General features: G+C 56.2%; 17 protein-coding genes. 16 read left to right on the top strand and 1 reads right to left on the bottom strand.

The features are described 5' to 3' along the window. Positions 1-249 precede the first annotated feature (249 nt). Both ravA and viaA read left to right on the top strand, forming a co-directional pair. Complete coding sequence (ravA, locus tag GKN89_RS17155; RefSeq protein WP_139285596.1) at positions 250-1,758, top strand: ATPase RavA; 1,509 nt, start codon at positions 250-252, stop codon at positions 1,756-1,758. A 2-nt stretch (positions 1,759-1,760) separates the two neighbouring features. Then, entirely contained in the window at positions 1,761-3,224 is a 1,464-nt protein-coding gene (gene viaA, locus GKN89_RS17150; RefSeq protein ID WP_019455471.1) for an ATPase RavA stimulator ViaA, read from the top strand. 6 nt (positions 3,225-3,230) lie between these two features. On the opposite strand, the gene asnA is transcribed toward viaA, so the two are convergent. Continuing rightward, positions 3,231-4,223 carry an aspartate--ammonia ligase gene (gene asnA, locus GKN89_RS17145; protein ID WP_154747414.1) on the bottom strand — a complete coding sequence of 331 codons (993 nt, stop codon included), beginning with the start codon at positions 4,221-4,223 and terminating at the stop codon, positions 3,231-3,233. 155 nt (positions 4,224-4,378) lie between these two features. Here asnA and asnC point away from each other — a divergent pair, with 155 nt between their 5' ends. The 14 genes from asnC to glmU all read left to right on the top strand — a co-directional run bounded on the left by asnC (position 4,379) and on the right by glmU (position 17,596). Beyond that, positions 4,379-4,840 (top strand): transcriptional regulator AsnC, encoded by a 462-nt coding sequence (gene asnC, locus GKN89_RS17140; protein WP_004933786.1) that lies wholly within the window; start codon positions 4,379-4,381, stop codon positions 4,838-4,840. Between the two features lie 100 nt (positions 4,841-4,940). Further along, positions 4,941-5,381 carry an FMN-binding protein MioC gene (gene mioC / locus GKN89_RS17135; protein ID WP_019455473.1) on the top strand — a complete coding sequence of 147 codons (441 nt, stop codon included), beginning with the start codon at positions 4,941-4,943 and terminating at the stop codon, positions 5,379-5,381. A 380-nt stretch (positions 5,382-5,761) separates the two neighbouring features. Then, a complete protein-coding gene (gene mnmG / locus GKN89_RS17130; protein WP_019455474.1) occupies positions 5,762-7,651 on the top strand; it encodes a tRNA uridine-5-carboxymethylaminomethyl(34) synthesis enzyme MnmG in 1,890 nt (629 codons plus the stop codon). Between the two features lie 138 nt (positions 7,652-7,789). Beyond that, complete coding sequence (gene rsmG, locus GKN89_RS17125; protein WP_019455475.1) at positions 7,790-8,410, top strand: 16S rRNA (guanine(527)-N(7))-methyltransferase RsmG; 621 nt, start codon at positions 7,790-7,792, stop codon at positions 8,408-8,410. 639 nt (positions 8,411-9,049) lie between these two features. Further along, entirely contained in the window at positions 9,050-9,433 is a 384-nt protein-coding gene (gene atpI / locus GKN89_RS17120) for a F0F1 ATP synthase subunit I (protein WP_004933796.1), read from the top strand. A gap of 22 nt (positions 9,434-9,455) precedes the next feature. Beyond that, positions 9,456-10,235 carry a F0F1 ATP synthase subunit A gene (gene atpB, locus GKN89_RS17115; RefSeq protein ID WP_025160299.1) on the top strand — a complete coding sequence of 260 codons (780 nt, stop codon included), beginning with the start codon at positions 9,456-9,458 and terminating at the stop codon, positions 10,233-10,235. A 49-nt stretch (positions 10,236-10,284) separates the two neighbouring features. After that, positions 10,285-10,524: a F0F1 ATP synthase subunit C gene (gene atpE / locus GKN89_RS17110; RefSeq protein WP_004093904.1), complete on the top strand. Its 240-nt coding sequence runs from the start codon at positions 10,285-10,287 to the stop codon at positions 10,522-10,524. A 57-nt stretch (positions 10,525-10,581) separates the two neighbouring features. Beyond that, a complete protein-coding gene (atpF, locus tag GKN89_RS17105; protein WP_004933804.1) occupies positions 10,582-11,052 on the top strand; it encodes a F0F1 ATP synthase subunit B in 471 nt (156 codons plus the stop codon). 14 nt (positions 11,053-11,066) lie between these two features. Beyond that, positions 11,067-11,600 (top strand): F0F1 ATP synthase subunit delta, encoded by a 534-nt coding sequence (atpH, locus tag GKN89_RS17100; RefSeq protein ID WP_025160298.1) that lies wholly within the window; start codon positions 11,067-11,069, stop codon positions 11,598-11,600. 12 nt (positions 11,601-11,612) lie between these two features. Further along, entirely contained in the window at positions 11,613-13,154 is a 1,542-nt protein-coding gene (gene atpA / locus GKN89_RS17095) for a F0F1 ATP synthase subunit alpha (RefSeq protein ID WP_004933808.1), read from the top strand. Positions 13,155-13,213: 59 nt separating this feature from the next. After that, positions 13,214-14,077 (top strand): F0F1 ATP synthase subunit gamma, encoded by an 864-nt coding sequence (gene atpG / locus GKN89_RS17090; protein WP_004933811.1) that lies wholly within the window; start codon positions 13,214-13,216, stop codon positions 14,075-14,077. A gap of 32 nt (positions 14,078-14,109) precedes the next feature. After that, positions 14,110-15,492, top strand: coding sequence for a F0F1 ATP synthase subunit beta (atpD, locus tag GKN89_RS17085; protein ID WP_004933813.1), 1,383 nt, complete (start codon positions 14,110-14,112; stop codon positions 15,490-15,492). A gap of 20 nt (positions 15,493-15,512) precedes the next feature. After that, a complete protein-coding gene (locus tag GKN89_RS17080) occupies positions 15,513-15,932 on the top strand; it encodes a F0F1 ATP synthase subunit epsilon (protein ID WP_004933814.1) in 420 nt (139 codons plus the stop codon). Between the two features lie 290 nt (positions 15,933-16,222). Further along, complete coding sequence (gene glmU / locus GKN89_RS17075; protein ID WP_154747413.1) at positions 16,223-17,596, top strand: bifunctional UDP-N-acetylglucosamine diphosphorylase/glucosamine-1-phosphate N-acetyltransferase GlmU; 1,374 nt, start codon at positions 16,223-16,225, stop codon at positions 17,594-17,596. The last annotated feature ends 50 nt before the right edge of the window (positions 17,597-17,646 follow it).

Genomic DNA, 17,646 nt, shown 5'->3' with positions numbered 1-17,646 from the left:
CATCCGCATCAGGCAAAATACGGGCTCAAAGATCCGTCACGCCCACCAGAAAGCCGCACAGTATGCACCATTTATACCGCTTGCCTACCCTTATATCAGAGCCGAAAAATAAACAAAATGTGAACCGAATATCCGATTGAACTGAGAAAATTTTTACTAATCAACAAGCTATACCACTAAAAATAATGGTGGTTTATCATCGAATTATCGATCAAGATTGGCTAATCTCTCGGACAATACGACGATTATATGACGCCATCATCCCTTCTGGCAGAACGAATTTCCCGCCTCAGCAGCGCGCTGGAGAGCGGTCTCTATGAGCGGCAAGAAGCGATCCGCCTGTGCCTGCTGGCGGCGCTGAGCGGCGAAAGCGTATTCCTGCTCGGCCCGCCCGGCATCGCCAAAAGCCTGATCGCGCGCCGGCTGAAGTTTGCCTTCCGCAACGCCCGCTCCTTTGAATACCTGATGACGCGCTTTTCCACGCCGGAAGAGGTCTTCGGCCCGCTCTCTATTCAGGCGCTGAAAGACGAAGGGCGCTACCAGCGCCTGACCGCCGGCTATCTGCCGGAAGCGGAGATCGTGTTTCTGGACGAAATCTGGAAGGCCGGCCCGGCGATCCTCAACACCCTGCTGACGGCGATCAACGAACGGCGCTTTCGCAACGGTAACAGCGAAGAGCCGATCCCGCTGCGCCTGCTGGTCACCGCCTCCAACGAACTGCCCGAAGCGGACAACAGCCTCGAAGCCCTGTATGACCGCATGTTGATCCGCCTGTGGCTGGACAAGGTGCAGGATAAGCAGAATTTCCGCTCGCTGCTGGTCAACCGCCAGAGCGAAAGCCAAAACCCGGTGCCGGCGGCGCTGAGCGTCAGCGACGAAGAGTTTCTGCAGTGGCAACCGCAGATCGATAAGGTGGCGCTGCCGGAAGCCTGCTTCGAGTTGATTTTCCAGCTGCGCCAGCGGCTGGACGCGCTGGAACAGGCGCCGTACGTCTCTGACCGGCGCTGGAAAAAAGCCCTGCGCCTGCTGCAGGCCTGCGCCTTCTTCAGCGGGCGCGACGCCATCGCCCCGCTCGACCTGATGCTGCTGAAAGACTGCCTGTGGCACGATCTCACCTCGCTGAAGCTGCTGCAACAGCAGATCGACCAGTTGCTGACCGAATCGGCCTATCAGCAGCAGTCGATGCTGATCCAGCTGCAACAGATCCATACCCGCTGGCTGCAGGATCAGCAACAACAAAGCGACCGGCAGGCCATCAGCCTGGTGAAAAAAGGCGGCATGTTCAGCCGCAAACCGCAATACGCGCCGGCCACGCCGTTCGCCGGCGGCACCCTCACCCTGCTGTTGCAAAAGCCGCTGCAGCTGCATGACATTCAGGTCAACCATCTGAGCATCGAAAGCAGCGCGCTGGACAACTGGCTGCAAAAAGGCGGCGACGTGCGCGCCAAGCTAAATGGCATCGGCTTCGCGCAGCCGATCGATTTGGAAGTGGACGACCAACTGCACTTGACGGTGCTGGACGTCAGCCGCCAGCCGTCGTTGCTGGCGCTGCCGGGCAAACAGGCCACCGCCACGCCACAGGCGCTGTTGGATGAAATGGATGCGTTGGCCCAGCGCCTGGCGGAGCAGCGCCGCGCCTTCAGCCAACATCAGCCCTGTCTGTTCACGCCCGCCGCCGGTCTGGCCAAGATCGAAGCCAGCCTGCTGCAGGTGGCAGAGCAGGTTAAACAGCAACAGCAGCAAATGCGCGGCCAGTAACCATGCTCAGTCTGGAGACGCTCGATCTGCTGCTGGCGATCACCGAAGGCGAGATGATCGAGGAGATGATCGTCGGCATGCTGGCGGCGCCGCAGCTGTCGGTGTTCCTTAAAAAGTTTCCGGCCATTCGCCGGGCGCTGGATCGCGATCTGCCGCGCTGGAAGCTGCAGCTCAAGGAGCGTCTGCAGGAGGCCATGGTGCCGCCGGCGCTGGCGCAGGAATTCTATCGCTACCAGCAGTGCCAGTTGGAGAATAACACCCAGTTCTATCACAACCTCAACGACACCATGGAGCTGCTGCGCCAGCTGGTCTCACCGTTTTATGAACAGGCGCGCGCGCTGGTGGACGCCGCCGATCTGCCCAATCATCCGCTGGACGACAGCTTCCAAACCCTGTTCCTGCAGCGCTGGCGCATCAGCCTGACGCTGCAGGCCACCATGTTGCACCACCAGCTGCTGGAACAAGAACGCGAGCAGCTGATGGCGGAACTGCAGGAGCGCCTGGCGCTGAGCGGCGCGTTGGAGCCGCTGCTGTCGGAAAACGACACCGCCGCCGGCAGGCTGTGGGACATGAGCAAAGGCCAGCTGCAGCGCGGCGACTATCAGCGGCTGGTGGAATACGGCAACTTCTTGCAGCAGCAGCCGGAGCTGAAAAAACTGGCGCAGCAACTGGGCCGCAGCTATCAGGCCAAAGCGGTACAACAACAGGACGCGCAGCCGGAACCGTTCAGGGTCATGGTGCAGGTGCCGGCCACGTTGCCGGAAGAAGTGAGCGGCATTCATCAGAGCGACGACATCCTGCGTCTGCTGCCGCCGGAGCTGGCGACGCTGGGGATTGAAGAACTGGAATTCGAGTTTTATCGCCGCCTGCTGGAAAAGCGGCTGCTGAGCTACCGCCTGCAGGGCGACGTCTGGCAGGAACAGATTCTGATCCGTCAGGTCACCCACCAGCAGCAGGATCAACAGCCACGCGGGCCGTTTATCGTCTGCGTGGACACCTCAGGATCGATGGGCGGCTTCAACGAACAGTGTGCCAAGGCGTTCTGCCTGGCGCTGTTGCGCATTGCGCTGGCGGACAACCGCCGCTGCTACATCATGCTGTTCGCCAATCAGATCGTACATTACGAACTCACCGCCGCCAGCGGCATCGAACAGGCGGTGCGCTTTCTCGGCCAGCAGTTTCGCGGCGGCACCGATCTGGCGGCCTGTCTGAACGCCACCGTCACCAAAATGGCCGAGAGCGGCTGGTTCGACGCCGATGCGGTGATCATTTCCGATTTTATCGCCCAGCGGTTGCCGGAGGAGGTAATAAAGAAGGTAAAACAGCAACAGCAGAGCCATCAGCAGCGTTTCCACGCGGTGGCGATGTCCGCCTACGGCAAACCCGGCATCATGCGCATCTTCGATCATATCTGGCGCTTCGATACCGGGTTGAAAAGCCGTTTGATGCGCCGCTGGCGGCGCTAGGCGGGATTAGAGCAGGCCTTCGACCGCCTCGCGCACTTCCGGCGACCACACGCCGCACTGCACCTGGCCGATATGCGACAATTGCAGCAGCAACATCACCAGACGCGACTGGCCGATGCCGCCGCCGATGGTCTGCGGCATATCGCCGCGCAGCAACGACTGATGCCATTCCAGCTTCATGCGCTCTTCATCGCCGGTCAATGCCAGCTGATGTTTCAGCGCGGCGGCGTCGACGCGGATGCCCATAGAAGACAGCTCGAAAGCGTCCTGCAGCACCGGGTTCCACACCACGATATCGCCGTTCAGGCCCGCCAGGCCATCCGCCGTAGGGGTGGTCCAGTCATCATAATCCGGCGCCCGCACATCGTGCGATTTGCCGTGCGACAGCTTGCCGCCGATGCCGATCAGAAACACCGCGCCCAGCTCTTTGGCGATCGCCCGTTCGCGCCCTTTGGCGTCCAGATCCGGATAGCGCTGCAGCAGGGTTTCGCTGTGCACGAACTGGATCTGATCCGGCAGGAACGGAGTCAGGCCATGTTCGCGGCTGACTTCCGCCTCCGTCGCCTTGATGGCAGCGTAAATGCTGCGCACGGTGCTTTTCAGATAATCCAGGCCGCGCTCGCCATCGCCCATCACCCGCTCCCAGTCCCACTGATCGACGTACACCGAGTGGATTGGCGTCAGGCGATCTTCATCCGGGCGCAGCGCCTTCATATGGGTGTACAGGCCTTCGCCGGCGCCAAAGTCGTAGCTGCCCAGAGTTTTGCGTTTCCATTTCGCCAGCGAATGCACCACTTCGAAAGTGGCGTCCGGCAGGGTTTTGACTTTGACCTGCACCGCTTTCTCGCTGCCGGAGAGGTTATCCTGCGTGCCGTCGCCCAGACGGCTGAGGATCGGAGCCTGCACTTCGATCAGACCGAGCTGCTGCTCCAGCTGGCGGGAGAAGAAGGATTTGACCTGGCTGATTTGTTGTTGTTTTTGGATAAACTGTTTTTTCATTGCCGTATCTCTTGTAAACCTGTCTCTGTTGCCATCGATTAAGCAACAAAATGATGCGTCAATTCAATATCCGATAATCAATATTGCCTTTTCACTTTTAATCGTTCATTTTTACCCGGACAGAATTCAACAATCGTTAATTAATGGGGGATTAAATGGCGGAAATTTATCAGATCGATAATCTCGATCGCGGCATCCTCAACGCCCTGATGGACAACGCGCGTACGCCGTACGCCGAGCTGGCGAAAAACTTTGCCGTCAGCCCAGGCACCATTCATGTGCGGGTGGAGAAGATGAAGCAGGCCGGGATCATCACCGGCGCGCGCATCGACGTCAGCCCCAAACAGCTGGGCTACGACGTGTGCTGCTTTATCGGCATCATATTGAAGAGCGCCAAGGACTATCCTTCGGCGCTGAAGAAACTGGAAAGCCTGGAGGAAGTGGTGGAAGCCTATTACACCACCGGCCACTATAGCGTCTTCATTAAAGTGATGTGCCGATCGATCGATGCGCTGCAACAGGTACTTATCAACAAGATCCAGACCATCGACGAGATCCAGTCGACAGAAACGCTGATCTCGCTGCAGAACCCCATCATGCGCACCATCGTGCCGTAACCCGCCAAATTGCATACCCACATTATCCACAGGTAGATCCCAGCCGATTCACAGCGTACAATGCAGCCACTTTGAGTGAGAAGGTTGGGATCGTTGGTTCATGGCAGACATTACTCTGATCAGTGGCAGTACGCTTGGCAGCGCCGAATACGTGGCTGAACATTTGGCTGAAAAGCTGGAAGACGCGGGTTTCTCTACCGAGATGCTGCACGGCCCTGAACTGGATGAACTGCCGTTGAGCGGCCGCTGGCTGGTGGTTTCCTCCACCCACGGCGCCGGCGAATTGCCGGATAACCTTCAGCCTCTGCTGGAACAGATCGCCGAACAGCAACCGGATCTCTCCGAGGTGCAGTTCGGCGCCGTCGGTTTGGGCAGTTCGGAATACGACACCTTCTGCGGCGCGATCAAACTGATCGACGATCTGTTGATCGCCAGAGGCGCGAAAAGGATCGGCGATCGTCTCGAGATCGACGTGACCGAGCATGAAATTCCCGAGGATCCGGCAGAGGAATGGGTAAAAAACTGGATTAATTTACTCTAATTCGGCGAAAGATCGCGCGAACGATTGTGGATAACTATGCTTAAAAGCAGGGTAAAAGCCGTAGTTATCCAAATAACAACCGTAGGTCGCTTTTTGTCCTGTGCATAACAAGCCTTTTAGATCCCAGCTTATCTGCGTCGGGATCACCGATCATTCACAGCAAACGATCCTCCTTAATCTGCTGATCTTCATCGTGAATAGTCACTTATCCACAGAGGATCGCGATCCTAATAAGAGATCCAATAAAGAGATCTTTAAATAAAAAAGATCTTCTTTTAATTACCGACGATCCTGACCACTTGGTCGATCGTCTAAACTTGAGTAGAATCCCCAACCCCAGGGCAAATACGATCGTTCGCAATACGGCGAGGTGCAGTTCCATGTTTTATCCAGATCAATTTGACGTCATCATCATCGGTGGTGGTCATGCAGGTACCGAGGCCGCGATGGCTGCGGCACGCATGGGACGTCAGACTTTATTATTGACACACAATATCGATACGTTGGGGCAGATGTCCTGCAACCCGGCGATTGGCGGTATTGGTAAAGGGCATCTGGTTAAGGAAATTGATGCACTCGGCGGCCTGATGGCGACGGCGATCGACCATGCCGGCATTCAGTTTAGGATACTAAACGCCAGCAAAGGTCCTGCGGTTCGCGCCACACGCGCTCAGGCTGACCGCGTACTGTATCGCCAGGCGATCCGCACCGCGCTGGAGAATCAGCCCAACCTGATGATCTTCCAACAGCCGGTTGAGGATCTGATCGTCGAAAACGATCGCGTCGTGGGCGCTGTAACCCAAATGGGGCTGAAATTCCGCGCCAAGGCGGTGGTATTGACCGTAGGCACCTTCCTGGACGGCAAGATCCATATCGGCCTGGAAAATTACAGCGGCGGCCGCGCCGGGGATCCTCCGTCGATCTCGCTGTCGCAGCGTTTGCGTGAACTGCCGCTGCGCGTCAACCGTTTGAAAACCGGTACCCCACCGCGCATCGACGCCCGCACTATCGATTTCAGCGTACTGGCACCACAACACGGCGATACGCCGGTGCCGGTATTCTCGTTCCTGGGCAATGCCAGCCAGCACCCGGAACAAATGGCGTGCTACATCACCCACACCAATGAAAAAACGCATGACGTGATCCGCAATAACCTCGATCGCAGCCCGATGTATGCCGGGATCATCGAAGGGATCGGTCCACGTTACTGCCCGTCGATCGAAGACAAGGTCATGCGTTTTGCCGATCGCAACGCGCACCAGATCTTCCTCGAGCCAGAAGGCCTGACCAGCAACGAGATTTACCCTAACGGGATTTCCACCAGCCTGCCGTTCGACGTACAGATGCAGATCGTCCGTTCAATGGAAGGGATGCAGAACGCGCGTATTATTCGCCCTGGTTATGCTATCGAGTACGATTTCTTCGATCCACGCGATCTGAAACCGACGCTGGAAAGCAAATTTATTCAAGGCCTGTTCTTCGCCGGCCAGATCAACGGCACTACCGGCTATGAAGAAGCCGCCGCACAGGGCCTGTTGGCCGGCCTGAACGCCGGCCGCTTCGCCGACGAACAAGAGGGCTGGGCACCGCGTCGCGATCAGGCCTACCTGGGCGTGCTGGTGGACGATCTCAGCACCCTCGGCACCAAAGAGCCGTATCGCATGTTTACCTCGCGCGCCGAGTATCGTCTGATGCTACGTGAAGACAACGCCGATCTCCGTCTGACGGAAAAAGGCCGTGAACTCGGTCTGGTGGACGACGTACGCTGGGCGCGTTACAGCGAGAAGCTGGAGCGAATCGAACGTGAACGTCAACGCCTGCGCGACATCTGGATGCATCCGCACGCCGAGAACGTAGAACAGGTCAATGCATTGCTGAAAGCGCCGCTGTCGCGTGAAGCGAACGGCGAAGAGTTGCTGCGCCGTCCTGAGATGGATTACGCGCAATTGACCGGCATCGACGCCTTCGCGCCGCCGCTGGAGGATGTGCAGGCTGCCGAACAGGTCGAGATCCAGGTCAAATACGAAGGCTATATCGCTCGCCAGCAGGAAGAGATCGAAAAACAGCAGCGCAACGAGAACACCGTGCTGCCGCTGGATCTTGATTACCGTCAGGTGTCGGGGCTGTCGAACGAGGTGATCGCCAAGTTGAACGATCACAAACCGAACTCCATCGGGCAGGCTTCGCGCATTTCCGGCATTACGCCGGCGGCGATCTCAATTCTGCTGATCTGGCTGAAAAAGCAGGGACTGCTGCGCCGCAGCGCATAAATCCCGCATCCAGGCGGCCGTTTGCTCATCCCGTAGCCAAACGGCCGCTGACATCACATGTGCCCTGAATTATCATAGTCGCCTCATTGCGCCAGCTGACCATCCGCTGGTCGTTCAGCGCCTGCCAGAGGATCCGTTGTGCAAAAAAAATTAGACTCGCTGCTCGCGGCAGCAGGCATTGAGCTGCCCGATCAGCAGAAACAGCAGCTGCTGGGTTATGTCGGCATGCTGGATAAGTGGAACAAGGCTTATAACCTGACGTCGGTGCGCGATCCGCAGCAAATGCTGGTGCGCCACATCCTCGACAGTATCGTGGTCAACCCGCATCTGCAGGGATCGCGTTTTATCGATGTTGGCACCGGCCCCGGTTTGCCGGGCATCCCACTGGCGATCGTTCGTCCGGATGCGCATTTCACGCTGCTCGACAGCCTGGGCAAGCGCGTGCGATTCCTGCGCCAGGTGCAGCATGAGCTGGGCCTGAACAATATCGAGCCGGTGCAGAGCCGCGTTGAGGAGTTTCCGGCCGAGCCGCCGTTCGACGGCGTGATCAGCCGGGCGTTCGCTTCGCTGCAGGATATGCTGTCCTGGTGTCACCATTTGCCGGCGAAAGGGCAGGGGCGTTTTTACGCGCTGAAAGGCGTGCGCCCGGATGAAGAGTTGGCGCAGCTGCCGGCAGGCATCAGCCTGGAGTCCATCGTGCGGCTGCAGGTGCCAGAACTGGAAGGCGAACGCCATCTGGTGGTTCTTAAGGCAAACTGAGTTTGTTTTTGATCAAACAAGCGTGAATTAACGGTAGTACGGTGTGTAAAGGTAAGCAGGCTAATTAGTTGGTCGCTTTTTTTAGTTAATTTACTTTCTATTAACACAAAAAACGCGGCTAATTAGCGACAATAGAGTAATTGCATTTGGAAATAGTCACGTTAGCAATCATGTGCGAAAGATTTGCCTTTGCTGCTAATGTTAATTGGCTGTTGGAATATTGCCCCGCTGCTTGTCAATAAAAGGTTTTCATCGGGTATACGGATTGTTTTTGAACAGTTAATTGATAATGTTTTGATTTATATAATCTTTTGATCGCTCAAATTGCTAAAGACTGTTTGATTGACCATCGGCTATAAATCAGGAAGGGACATTACTGTGATCGGCTTCGCGTTTCTAAACGCAACGCTGGAATAATCAGACAATTAAATGCGCCCTATTATTCCGACCGTTTTCTTGTGAAAATAGGCTGGAATAGGGAAATTTAAATAATTGTTCACCTTTTCGCTACTTATCGATTGAATTCGTTGGTATGCCCCGTATAATTTGCTCGTTTTTTGCTGCTTGACTCAGGACAGCAAAAACAGTTGTATACGTCACTCAGCATACCCCCCCTGGGGTACGGAGAGAACAAACGTCATGTCTGTGTCCCTATACAGCGGGAAAGTCGCACGCAAACTGCTGTTTTTGCAGTTAATGACTTTTGTTCTGATCAGCGTTGCTTTCTGGCTGAAAAGCCCGGAATGGAGCGCTTCGGCGCTGGCGGGCGGTCTTGCCGCCTGGTTGCCGAGTGCAATGTTTATGCTGTTTGCCTTGCGCCATCAGGCGCAAACGCCGGCGCCCGGTAGGGTTGCCTGGTCGTTCGCCATCGGCGAGGGGCTAAAGGTCGTGATCACCATCGTTTTGCTGATCGTGGCGCTGGGGGTGTTCAAGGCGGAGTTTATACCGCTTGGCCTGACCTATTTAGCGGTGTTAGTGGTGCAGATAGTGGCACCGGCCGTGATTAACAGTTACCGAACTTAACTAAATAAGGGTAAGAGGCATCATGTCTGCAGGAGAAGTCTTGACTCCACAGGAGTATATCGGTCACCACCTGACGCAGCTTCAGGTCGGGACTGGGTTTTGGTCGATTAACCTCGACTCGATGTTTTTCTCCGTCGTCCTCGGGGCGCTCTTCCTGGTGATCTTCCGCAAAGTGGCCAAAAACGCCACCAGCGGCGTGCCGGGTAAACTGCAAACCGCCGTGGAGCTGGTGGTCGGTTTCGTCGACAGCAGCGTGCGCGACATGTACCACGGCAAGAGCAAGGTGATTGCGCCGCTGGCACTGACCGTGTTCGTCTGGGTGTTCCTGATGAACCTGATGGACCTGATTCCGGTAGACTTCCTGCCTTATCTCGGCACTCACGTTCTCGGTCTGCCTGCGCTGCGCGTAGTGCCTACCGCCGACGTGAACGTCACGCTGTCTATGGCGCTGGGCGTGTTTATCCTGATTCTGTTCTATAGCATCAAAATGAAAGGCGTTGGCGGGTTCGTTAAAGAGTTGACCATGCAGCCGTTCAACCACCCTGTATTCATTCCTATCAACCTGATTCTTGAAGGTGTCAGCCTGCTGTCCAAACCTGTTTCACTGGGTCTGCGACTGTTCGGCAACATGTATGCGGGTGAGTTGATCTTCATCCTGATTGCCGGCCTGTTGCCGTGGTGGTCACAGTGGGTCCTGAGCTTGCCTTGGGCTATCTTCCACATCCTGATCATTACGCTTCAAGCCTTTATTTTCATGGTTCTGACGATCGTCTATCTGTCGATGGCGTCTGAAGAGCACTGATTTTCTTAAAACACTTGCACTTTTAAACTGAAACAAACTGGAGACTGTCATGGAAAACCTGAGTATGGATCTGCTGTACATGGCTGCCGCTGTGATGATGGGTTTAGCGGCAATCGGTGCTGCGATCGGTATCGGCATCCTGGGTGGTAAATTCTTGGAAGGCGCTGCTCGTCAGCCTGACCTGATTCCTCTGCTGCGTACACAGTTCTTTATCGTTATGGGTCTGGTCGACGCCATCCCGATGATCGCTGTAGGTCTGGGTCTGTACGTGATGTTCGCCGTCGCGTAAGTAGAGCAATCCTCTACGACGTAACCAAACTATTAACTTTTAAAGAGGCATTGTGCTGTGAATCTTAACGCAACAATCCTCGGCCAGGCCATCGCGTTCGTTCTGTTTGTCTGGTTCTGCATGAAGTACGTATGGCCGCCGATCATGGCTGCCATCGAGAAACGTCAGAAAGAAATCGCTGACGGCCTCGCTTCTGCAGAGCGTGCCAAAAAAGATCTGGACTTAGCGCAAGCCAATGCGACCGACCAGCTGAAAACTGCTAAAGCAGAAGCTCAGGTGATCATCGAGCAAGCGAACAAACGCAAAGCTCAGATCATGGATGAAGCGAAAGCCGAAGCCGAGCAGGAACGTAACAAAATCGTGGCGCAGGCTCAGGCTGAGATCGAAGCCGAACGTAAGCGCGCTCGTGAAGAGTTGCGTAAGCAAGTCGCGATGCTGGCAATTGCCGGCGCCGAGAAGATCATCGAACGTTCCGTGGATGAAGCTGCTAACAGCGACATCGTTGATAAACTGGTCGCTGAACTGTAAGGAGGGAGGGGCTGATGTCTGAATTTGTAACTGTAGCTCGCCCCTACGCCAAAGCAGCTTTTGACTTTGCCGTTGAGCACCAAAGCGTAGAGCGCTGGCAGGACATGCTGGCGTTTGCGGCTGAAGTCACTCGCAATGAACAGATTTCTGAACTGCTGTCTGGCGCGGTTGCGCCAGAAACGCTGTCCAAGACGTTCATCGCGGTTTGTGGCGATCGGCTCGACGAACATGGCCAGAACTTTATCCGTGTAATGGCCGAAAATGGACGTTTACTGGTTCTTCCTGCCGTGCTGCAGCAGTTCATCGAACTGCGCGCCTCGCTGGAATCCACCGTCGAAGTCGAAGTGCTCTCTGCGAGCGCGCTGAGCGACGAACAGCAGGCGAAAATCGCCGCTGCGATGGAAAAACGTCTGTCACGCAAAGTTAAGCTGAATTGCAAAATTGACAAGTCTGTACTGGCCGGCATCGTTGTTCGCGCCGGCGATATGGTGATTGATGGCAGCGTTCGCGGTCGTCTTGAACGCCTGACAGACGTCTTGCAGTCTTAAGGGGACTGGAGCATGCAACTGAATTCCACCGAAATCAGCGAACTGATCAAGCAGCGCATTGCTCAGTTCAATGTAGTGAGCGAAGCTCACAATGAAGGTACTATCGTTTCCGTCAGCGACGGGATCATCCGCGTACACGGCCTGGCCGAAGTTATGCAGGGCGAAATGATCGCGCTGCCTGGCAACCGTTACGCAATCGCATTGAACCTGGAGCGCGACTCCGTCGGTGCCGTGGTCATGGGTCCGTACGCGGATCTGGCCGAAGGCATGAAGGTGAAATGCACCGGCCGTATCCTGGAAGTTCCAGTCGGTCGTGGTCTGCTGGGCCGCGTAGTTAACACCCTGGGCGCACCAATCGACGGCAAAGGCCCGATTGAGAACGACGGTTTCTCTCCGGTAGAAGCTATCGCGCCAGGCGTTATCGAGCGTCAGTCCGTTGATCAGCCGGTTCAGACTGGCTACAAATCCGTTGACGCCATGATTCCAATCGGCCGTGGCCAGCGTGAGCTGGTGATCGGTGACCGTCAGACCGGTAAAACCGCGCTGGCGATCGATGCGATCATCAACCAACGCGACTCCGGCATCAAATGCGTTTACGTGGCTATCGGCCAGAAAGCGTCCACCATTGCTAACGTGGTGCGCAAACTGGAAGAGCACGGCGCACTGGCCAACACCATCGTGGTAGTGGCGACCGCTTCCGAGTCTGCTGCACTGCAATACCTGGCGCCATACGCCGGTTGCGCAATGGGCGAATACTTCCGTGACCGCGGTGAAGATGCGCTGATCGTGTACGATGACCTGTCCAAACAGGCCGTTGCTTACCGCCAGATTTCCCTGCTGCTTCGTCGTCCGCCAGGTCGTGAAGCTTACCCAGGCGACGTATTCTACCTGCACTCCCGTTTGCTGGAGCGTGCAGCGCGCGTTAACGCCGAATACGTTGAAGCCTTCACCAAAGGTGAAGTTAAAGGCCAAACCGGTTCACTGACCGCTCTGCCGATCATTGAAACCCAGGCGGGTGACGTTTCCGCGTTCGTTCCGACCAACGTAATCTCGATTACCGATGGTCAGATCTTCCTGGAATCCAACCTGTTCAACTCCGGTATTCGTCCGGCAGTTAACCCGGGTATCTCCGTATCCCGTGTTGGTGGCGCCGCGCAGACCAAGATCATGAAGAAACTGTCCGGCGGTATCCGTACCGCGCTGGCGCAGTATCGTGAACTGGCTGCGTTCTCCCAGTTCGCATCCGATCTGGACGACGCGACCCGCAAACAGCTGAGCCACGGTCAGAAAGTGACCGAGCTGCTGAAACAGAAACAGTATGCGCCGATGTCGGTCGCACAACAGTCTCTGGTGCTGTTTGCCGCAGAACGCGGTTACCTGAACGACGTCGAAGTCGCCAAAGTGGTGAGCTTCGAAGCCGCGCTGGTAGCCTATGCGGACCGCGAGCACGCCGAGCTGCTGAACCACATCAACCAAACTGGCAACTTCAATGATGAGATCGAGGGCAAGTTGAAAGACATCCTCGAGACCTTCAAGAAAACCCAGTCCTGGTAACGCCGAACGGTCCTGCTGTTGAAAGACAGCAGGCCGTCTGGCACTGAGGAGAAGCAGAGATGGCCGGCGCAAAAGAGATACGTAGTAAGATCGCTAGCGTGCAAAACACGCAAAAGATCACTAAAGCGATGGAAATGGTCGCCGCCTCCAAAATGCGTAAATCGCAGGATCGCATGGCGGCCAGCCGTCCTTATGCAGAGACCATGCGCAAAGTGATTGGTCACCTTGCGTTAGGGAATCTGGAGTACAAGCACCCGTACCTGGATGAGCGTGACGTTAAGCGCGTCGGGTATCTGGTGGTGTCTACTGACCGTGGTCTCTGCGGCGGCTTGAACATCAACCTGTTCAAAAAGCTGCTGGCGGAGATGAAAGCCTGGTCCGAAAAAGGCGTCGAAACCGATTTGGCGCTGATTGGCTCTAAAGCGGCCTCTTTCTTTGGTTCCGTGGGCGGCAACGTAGTTGCCCAGGTGACCGGCATGGGGGACAAACCTTCCCTGTCGGATCTGATCGGGCCGGTGAAAGTGATGCTGCAGGCCTACGACGAAGGTCGTTTGGACAAGCTGTACATTGTCAGCAACAAATTTGTTAATACGATGTCCCAAGAGCCGCAGGTGCTTCAGCTGCTGCCGTTACCGCCAGCCGATGACGAAGAGCTGAAGAAAACGCCTTGGGATTACCTGTATGAACCCGATCCAAAAGTGCTGCTTGATACCTTGCTGCGCCGCTATGTGGAGTCGCAGGTTTATCAGGGCGTCGTGGAAAACCTGGCCAGCGAGCAGGCCGCACGAATGGTCGCGATGAAAGCCGCAACCGATAACGGCGGTAGCCTGATCAAAGAGCTGCAGTTGGTATACAACAAGGCGCGTCAGGCCAGCATCACTCAGGAACTCACCGAGATCGTTTCGGGAGCCTCCGCGGTTTAAGCTAGGTTTACGAATTACGTAGAGGATTCAAGATGGCTACTGGAAAGATTATCCAGGTAATCGGCGCCGTGGTGGACGTCGAGTTCCCTCAGGATGCCGTACCAAAAGTGTACGATGCCCTTGAGGTAGAAAACGGCACCGAAAAACTGGTGTTGGAAGTTCAGCAACAGCTGGGCGGTGGAGTGGTTCGCTGTATCGCAATGGGGACCTCCGACGGTCTGCGTCGCGGTCTGAAAGTGAACAACCTGGACCACCCGATTGAAGTGCCGGTGGGTAAAGCGACCCTGGGCCGTATCATGAACGTATTGGGTCAACCGATCGACATGAAAGGCGACATCGGCGAAGAAGAGCGTTGGGCGATTCACCGCGCGGCACCAAGCTACGAAGAGCTGTCCAGCTCCCAAGAATTGCTGGAAACCGGTATCAAGGTAATGGACCTGATTTGTCCATTCGCCAAGGGCGGTAAAGTCGGTCTGTTCGGCGGTGCGGGCGTAGGTAAAACCGTAAACATGATGGAGCTGATCCGTAACATCGCGATCGAGCACTCCGGTTATTCCGTGTTTGCGGGCGTGGGCGAGCGTACTCGTGAGGGTAACGACTTCTACCACGAAATGACCGACTCCAACGTTCTGGACAAAGTATCCCTGGTTTACGGCCAGATGAACGAGCCACCAGGTAACCGTCTGCGCGTTGCGCTGACCGGTCTGACCATGGCGGAGAAATTCCGTGACGAAGGCCGCGACGTTCTGCTGTTCGTTGACAACATCTACCGTTACACCCTGGCTGGTACCGAAGTGTCCGCACTTCTGGGCCGTATGCCATCCGCGGTAGGTTATCAGCCAACGCTGGCGGAAGAGATGGGCGTTCTGCAAGAACGTATCACTTCGACCAAGACCGGTTCGATCACTTCCGTACAGGCCGTTTACGTTCCTGCGGATGACTTGACTGACCCGTCTCCAGCCACCACCTTTGCGCACTTGGACGCAACCGTGGTACTGAGCCGTAACATCGCTTCTCTGGGTATCTACCCGGCCGTTGACCCGCTGGATTCCACCAGCCGTCAGCTGGATCCGCTGGTAGTTGGCCAGGAGCACTACGACGTAGCGCGTGGCGTGCAGTCCATTCTGCAACGCTACCAGGAACTGAAAGATATCATCGCGATCCTGGGTATGGACGAGCTGTCTGAAGAAGACAAACTGGTCGTATCCCGTGCGCGTAAGATCCAACGCTTCCTGTCTCAGCCGTTCTTCGTGGCAGAAGTCTTCACCGGTTCTCCGGGCAAGTTCGTATCGCTGAAAGACACCATCCGTGGTTTCAAAGGCATTATGGACGGCGACTATGACCACCTGCCGGAGCAGGCGTTCTACATGGTTGGCACCATTGAAGAAGCAGTGGAAAAAGCCAAGAAACTGTAACGCCTTGAGAGGAGGGTGATATGGCTATGACTTACCATCTGGATGTAGTCAGCGCGGAAAAACAGATGTTTTCCGGCCTGGTGCAGAAGATCCAGGTGACAGGCAGCGAAGGTGAACTGGGGATCTTCCCTGGCCATGCGCCGCTGCTGACTGCCATCAAGCCTGGCATGGTGCGTATTGTTAAGCAGCACGGTGAAGAAGAGTTCATCTACCTGTCCGGCGGCATCCTCGAGGTGCAGCCGAGCGTGGTTACCGTGCTGGCGGACACTGCTATCCGTGGTACTGACCTCGACGAAGCGAGAGCGTTGGAAGCTAAGCGTAAAGCTGAAGAACACATTCGCAGCTCTCATGGCGATGTCGACTATGCTCAGGCATCCGCTGAACTGGCGAAAGCGATCGCAAAACTGCGCGTTATCGAGCTCACCAGAAAAGCGATGTAATGTTTGGGTGCATAGCACCCAACTTTAAGAAAGCGGCCTATAGGGTCGCTTTTTTTTTACTTTAAAATAAGCATTTCAGCCCGGCGTGCAGAGTGGTGTATAACCCCTGATATCGGGAAAGAAACGTCGCCGATCGCCGACAATTTTTTCGCCCCGGCGCCGAATTGGCCGCGATAGCGGCAGGCCAAGGCCCACGCGGTCTGCGCCGGGTTCGTGCAGAGAAATATGTAGTAATATCGTCGCTAAACGGTTTTACTTTCGTCTATCAAAATGGAGTTATCAGGTTGCTTATGTCGAACAGCGCAATGAGCGTGGTTATCCTCGCCGCGGGCAAGGGTACGCGCATGTATTCCGATCTTCCCAAAGTGTTGCACCCGTTGGCCGGCAAGCCGATGGTGCAGCACGTCATTGACGCCGCGATGAAGCTGGGTGCGCAACAGGTTCACCTGGTATACGGCCACGGCGGCGATCTGTTGAAAAGCACGTTGACTGACGGCGCGCTGAACTGGGTACTGCAGGCCGAGCAACTGGGTACCGGTCATGCAATGCAGCAGGCCGCGCCACATTTTGCCGACGATGAAGACGTGCTGATGCTGTACGGCGACGTGCCGTTGATCTCCGTCGATACGCTGCAACGCCTGTTGGCGGCCAAGCCGCAGGGCGGCATCGGCCTGCTGACGGTCAAGCTGGATGACCCGAGCGGCTATGGCCGCATCGTTCGCGAGAACGGCGACGTGGTGGGCATCGTCGAGCACAAAGACGCCAGCGCAGCGCAGCGTCAAATCAACGAGATCAATACCGGCATCCTGGTGGCGAATGGTCGAGATCTGAAGCGTTGGCTGGGAATGTTGAATAACGACAACGCCCAGGGCGAGTTTTACATTACCGATATCATTGCGTTGGCCCATGCCGACGGCAAGAAAATCGAAGCCGTGCACCCGTCGCGTCTGAGCGAAGTGGAAGGCGTGAACAACCGCCTGCAGCTGGCGAGCCTGGAGCGTGTATTCCAGTCGGAACAGTCTGAAAAACTGCTGTTGGCCGGTGTGATGCTGTTGGATCCGGCGCGTTTCGATCTGCGCGGGGAACTTGTTCACGGTCGCGACATCACTATTGATGCGAACGTAATTATCGAAGGCCGCGTCAAGCTGGGCGACCGGGTGAAAATCGGCGCCGGCTGCGTGCTGAAAAACTGCGTGATCGGTGATGACTGCGAGATCAGCCCTTACAGCGTGCTGGAAGATAGCGTGTTGGCAGCCGAGTGCACCGTGGGGCCGTTCGCCCGCCTGCGCCCTGGCGCGGAGCTGGCGGCAGGTGCTCACGTCGGCAACTTCGTGGAAATGAAGAAGGCGCGACTGGGCAAAGGCTCCAAGGCCGGTCACCTCAGCTACCTGGGCGATGCCGAAATTGGCGATGACGTGAATATTGGCGCCGGCACCATCACCTGCAACTACGATGGCGCCAACAAGCACAAGACGCTGATCGGCGACGGCGTGTTCGTCGGTTCCGATACTCAGCTGGTGGCGCCGGTGTCGGTCGGCAAAGGCTCCACCATCGCCGCCGGCACCACGGTGACGCGCGATATCGCCGAGAACGAACTGGTGCTGAGCCGCGTCAAGCAGGTGCATATTCAGGGCTGGCAACGTCCGGTGAAGAAGAAGTCATAGTGTGTTTTGCGTTGGGCTCCGTTCACGAGCCCAATACAAAACATAATAAC

This window comes from Serratia sp. YC16 (assembly GCF_009707615.1).
Lineage (GTDB): Bacteria > Pseudomonadota > Gammaproteobacteria > Enterobacterales > Enterobacteriaceae > Serratia > Serratia surfactantfaciens.
Note: the sequence above shows the minus strand (reverse complement) of the source record. Positions and strands in the feature narration are given on the sequence as shown.

Coding starts and splice junctions, on each gene's coding strand:
- viaA (WP_019455471.1), top strand. CDS start 1,761: ATGCTCAGTCTGGAGACGCTCGATCTGCTGCTGGCGATCACCGAAGGC.
- ravA (WP_139285596.1), top strand. CDS start 250: ATGACGCCATCATCCCTTCTGGCAGAACGAATTTCCCGCCTCAGCAGC.
- atpA (WP_004933808.1), top strand. CDS start 11,613: ATGCAACTGAATTCCACCGAAATCAGCGAACTGATCAAGCAGCGCATT.
- atpI (WP_004933796.1), top strand. CDS start 9,050: ATGTCTGTGTCCCTATACAGCGGGAAAGTCGCACGCAAACTGCTGTTT.
- atpH (WP_025160298.1), top strand. CDS start 11,067: ATGTCTGAATTTGTAACTGTAGCTCGCCCCTACGCCAAAGCAGCTTTT.
- glmU (WP_154747413.1), top strand. CDS start 16,223: ATGTCGAACAGCGCAATGAGCGTGGTTATCCTCGCCGCGGGCAAGGGT.
- atpD (WP_004933813.1), top strand. CDS start 14,110: ATGGCTACTGGAAAGATTATCCAGGTAATCGGCGCCGTGGTGGACGTC.
- GKN89_RS17080 (WP_004933814.1), top strand. CDS start 15,513: ATGGCTATGACTTACCATCTGGATGTAGTCAGCGCGGAAAAACAGATG.
- asnA (WP_154747414.1), bottom strand. CDS start 4,223: ATGAAAAAACAGTTTATCCAAAAACAACAACAAATCAGCCAGGTCAAA.
- atpG (WP_004933811.1), top strand. CDS start 13,214: ATGGCCGGCGCAAAAGAGATACGTAGTAAGATCGCTAGCGTGCAAAAC.
- atpB (WP_025160299.1), top strand. CDS start 9,456: ATGTCTGCAGGAGAAGTCTTGACTCCACAGGAGTATATCGGTCACCAC.
- atpE (WP_004093904.1), top strand. CDS start 10,285: ATGGAAAACCTGAGTATGGATCTGCTGTACATGGCTGCCGCTGTGATG.
- mioC (WP_019455473.1), top strand. CDS start 4,941: ATGGCAGACATTACTCTGATCAGTGGCAGTACGCTTGGCAGCGCCGAA.
- asnC (WP_004933786.1), top strand. CDS start 4,379: ATGGCGGAAATTTATCAGATCGATAATCTCGATCGCGGCATCCTCAAC.
- mnmG (WP_019455474.1), top strand. CDS start 5,762: ATGTTTTATCCAGATCAATTTGACGTCATCATCATCGGTGGTGGTCAT.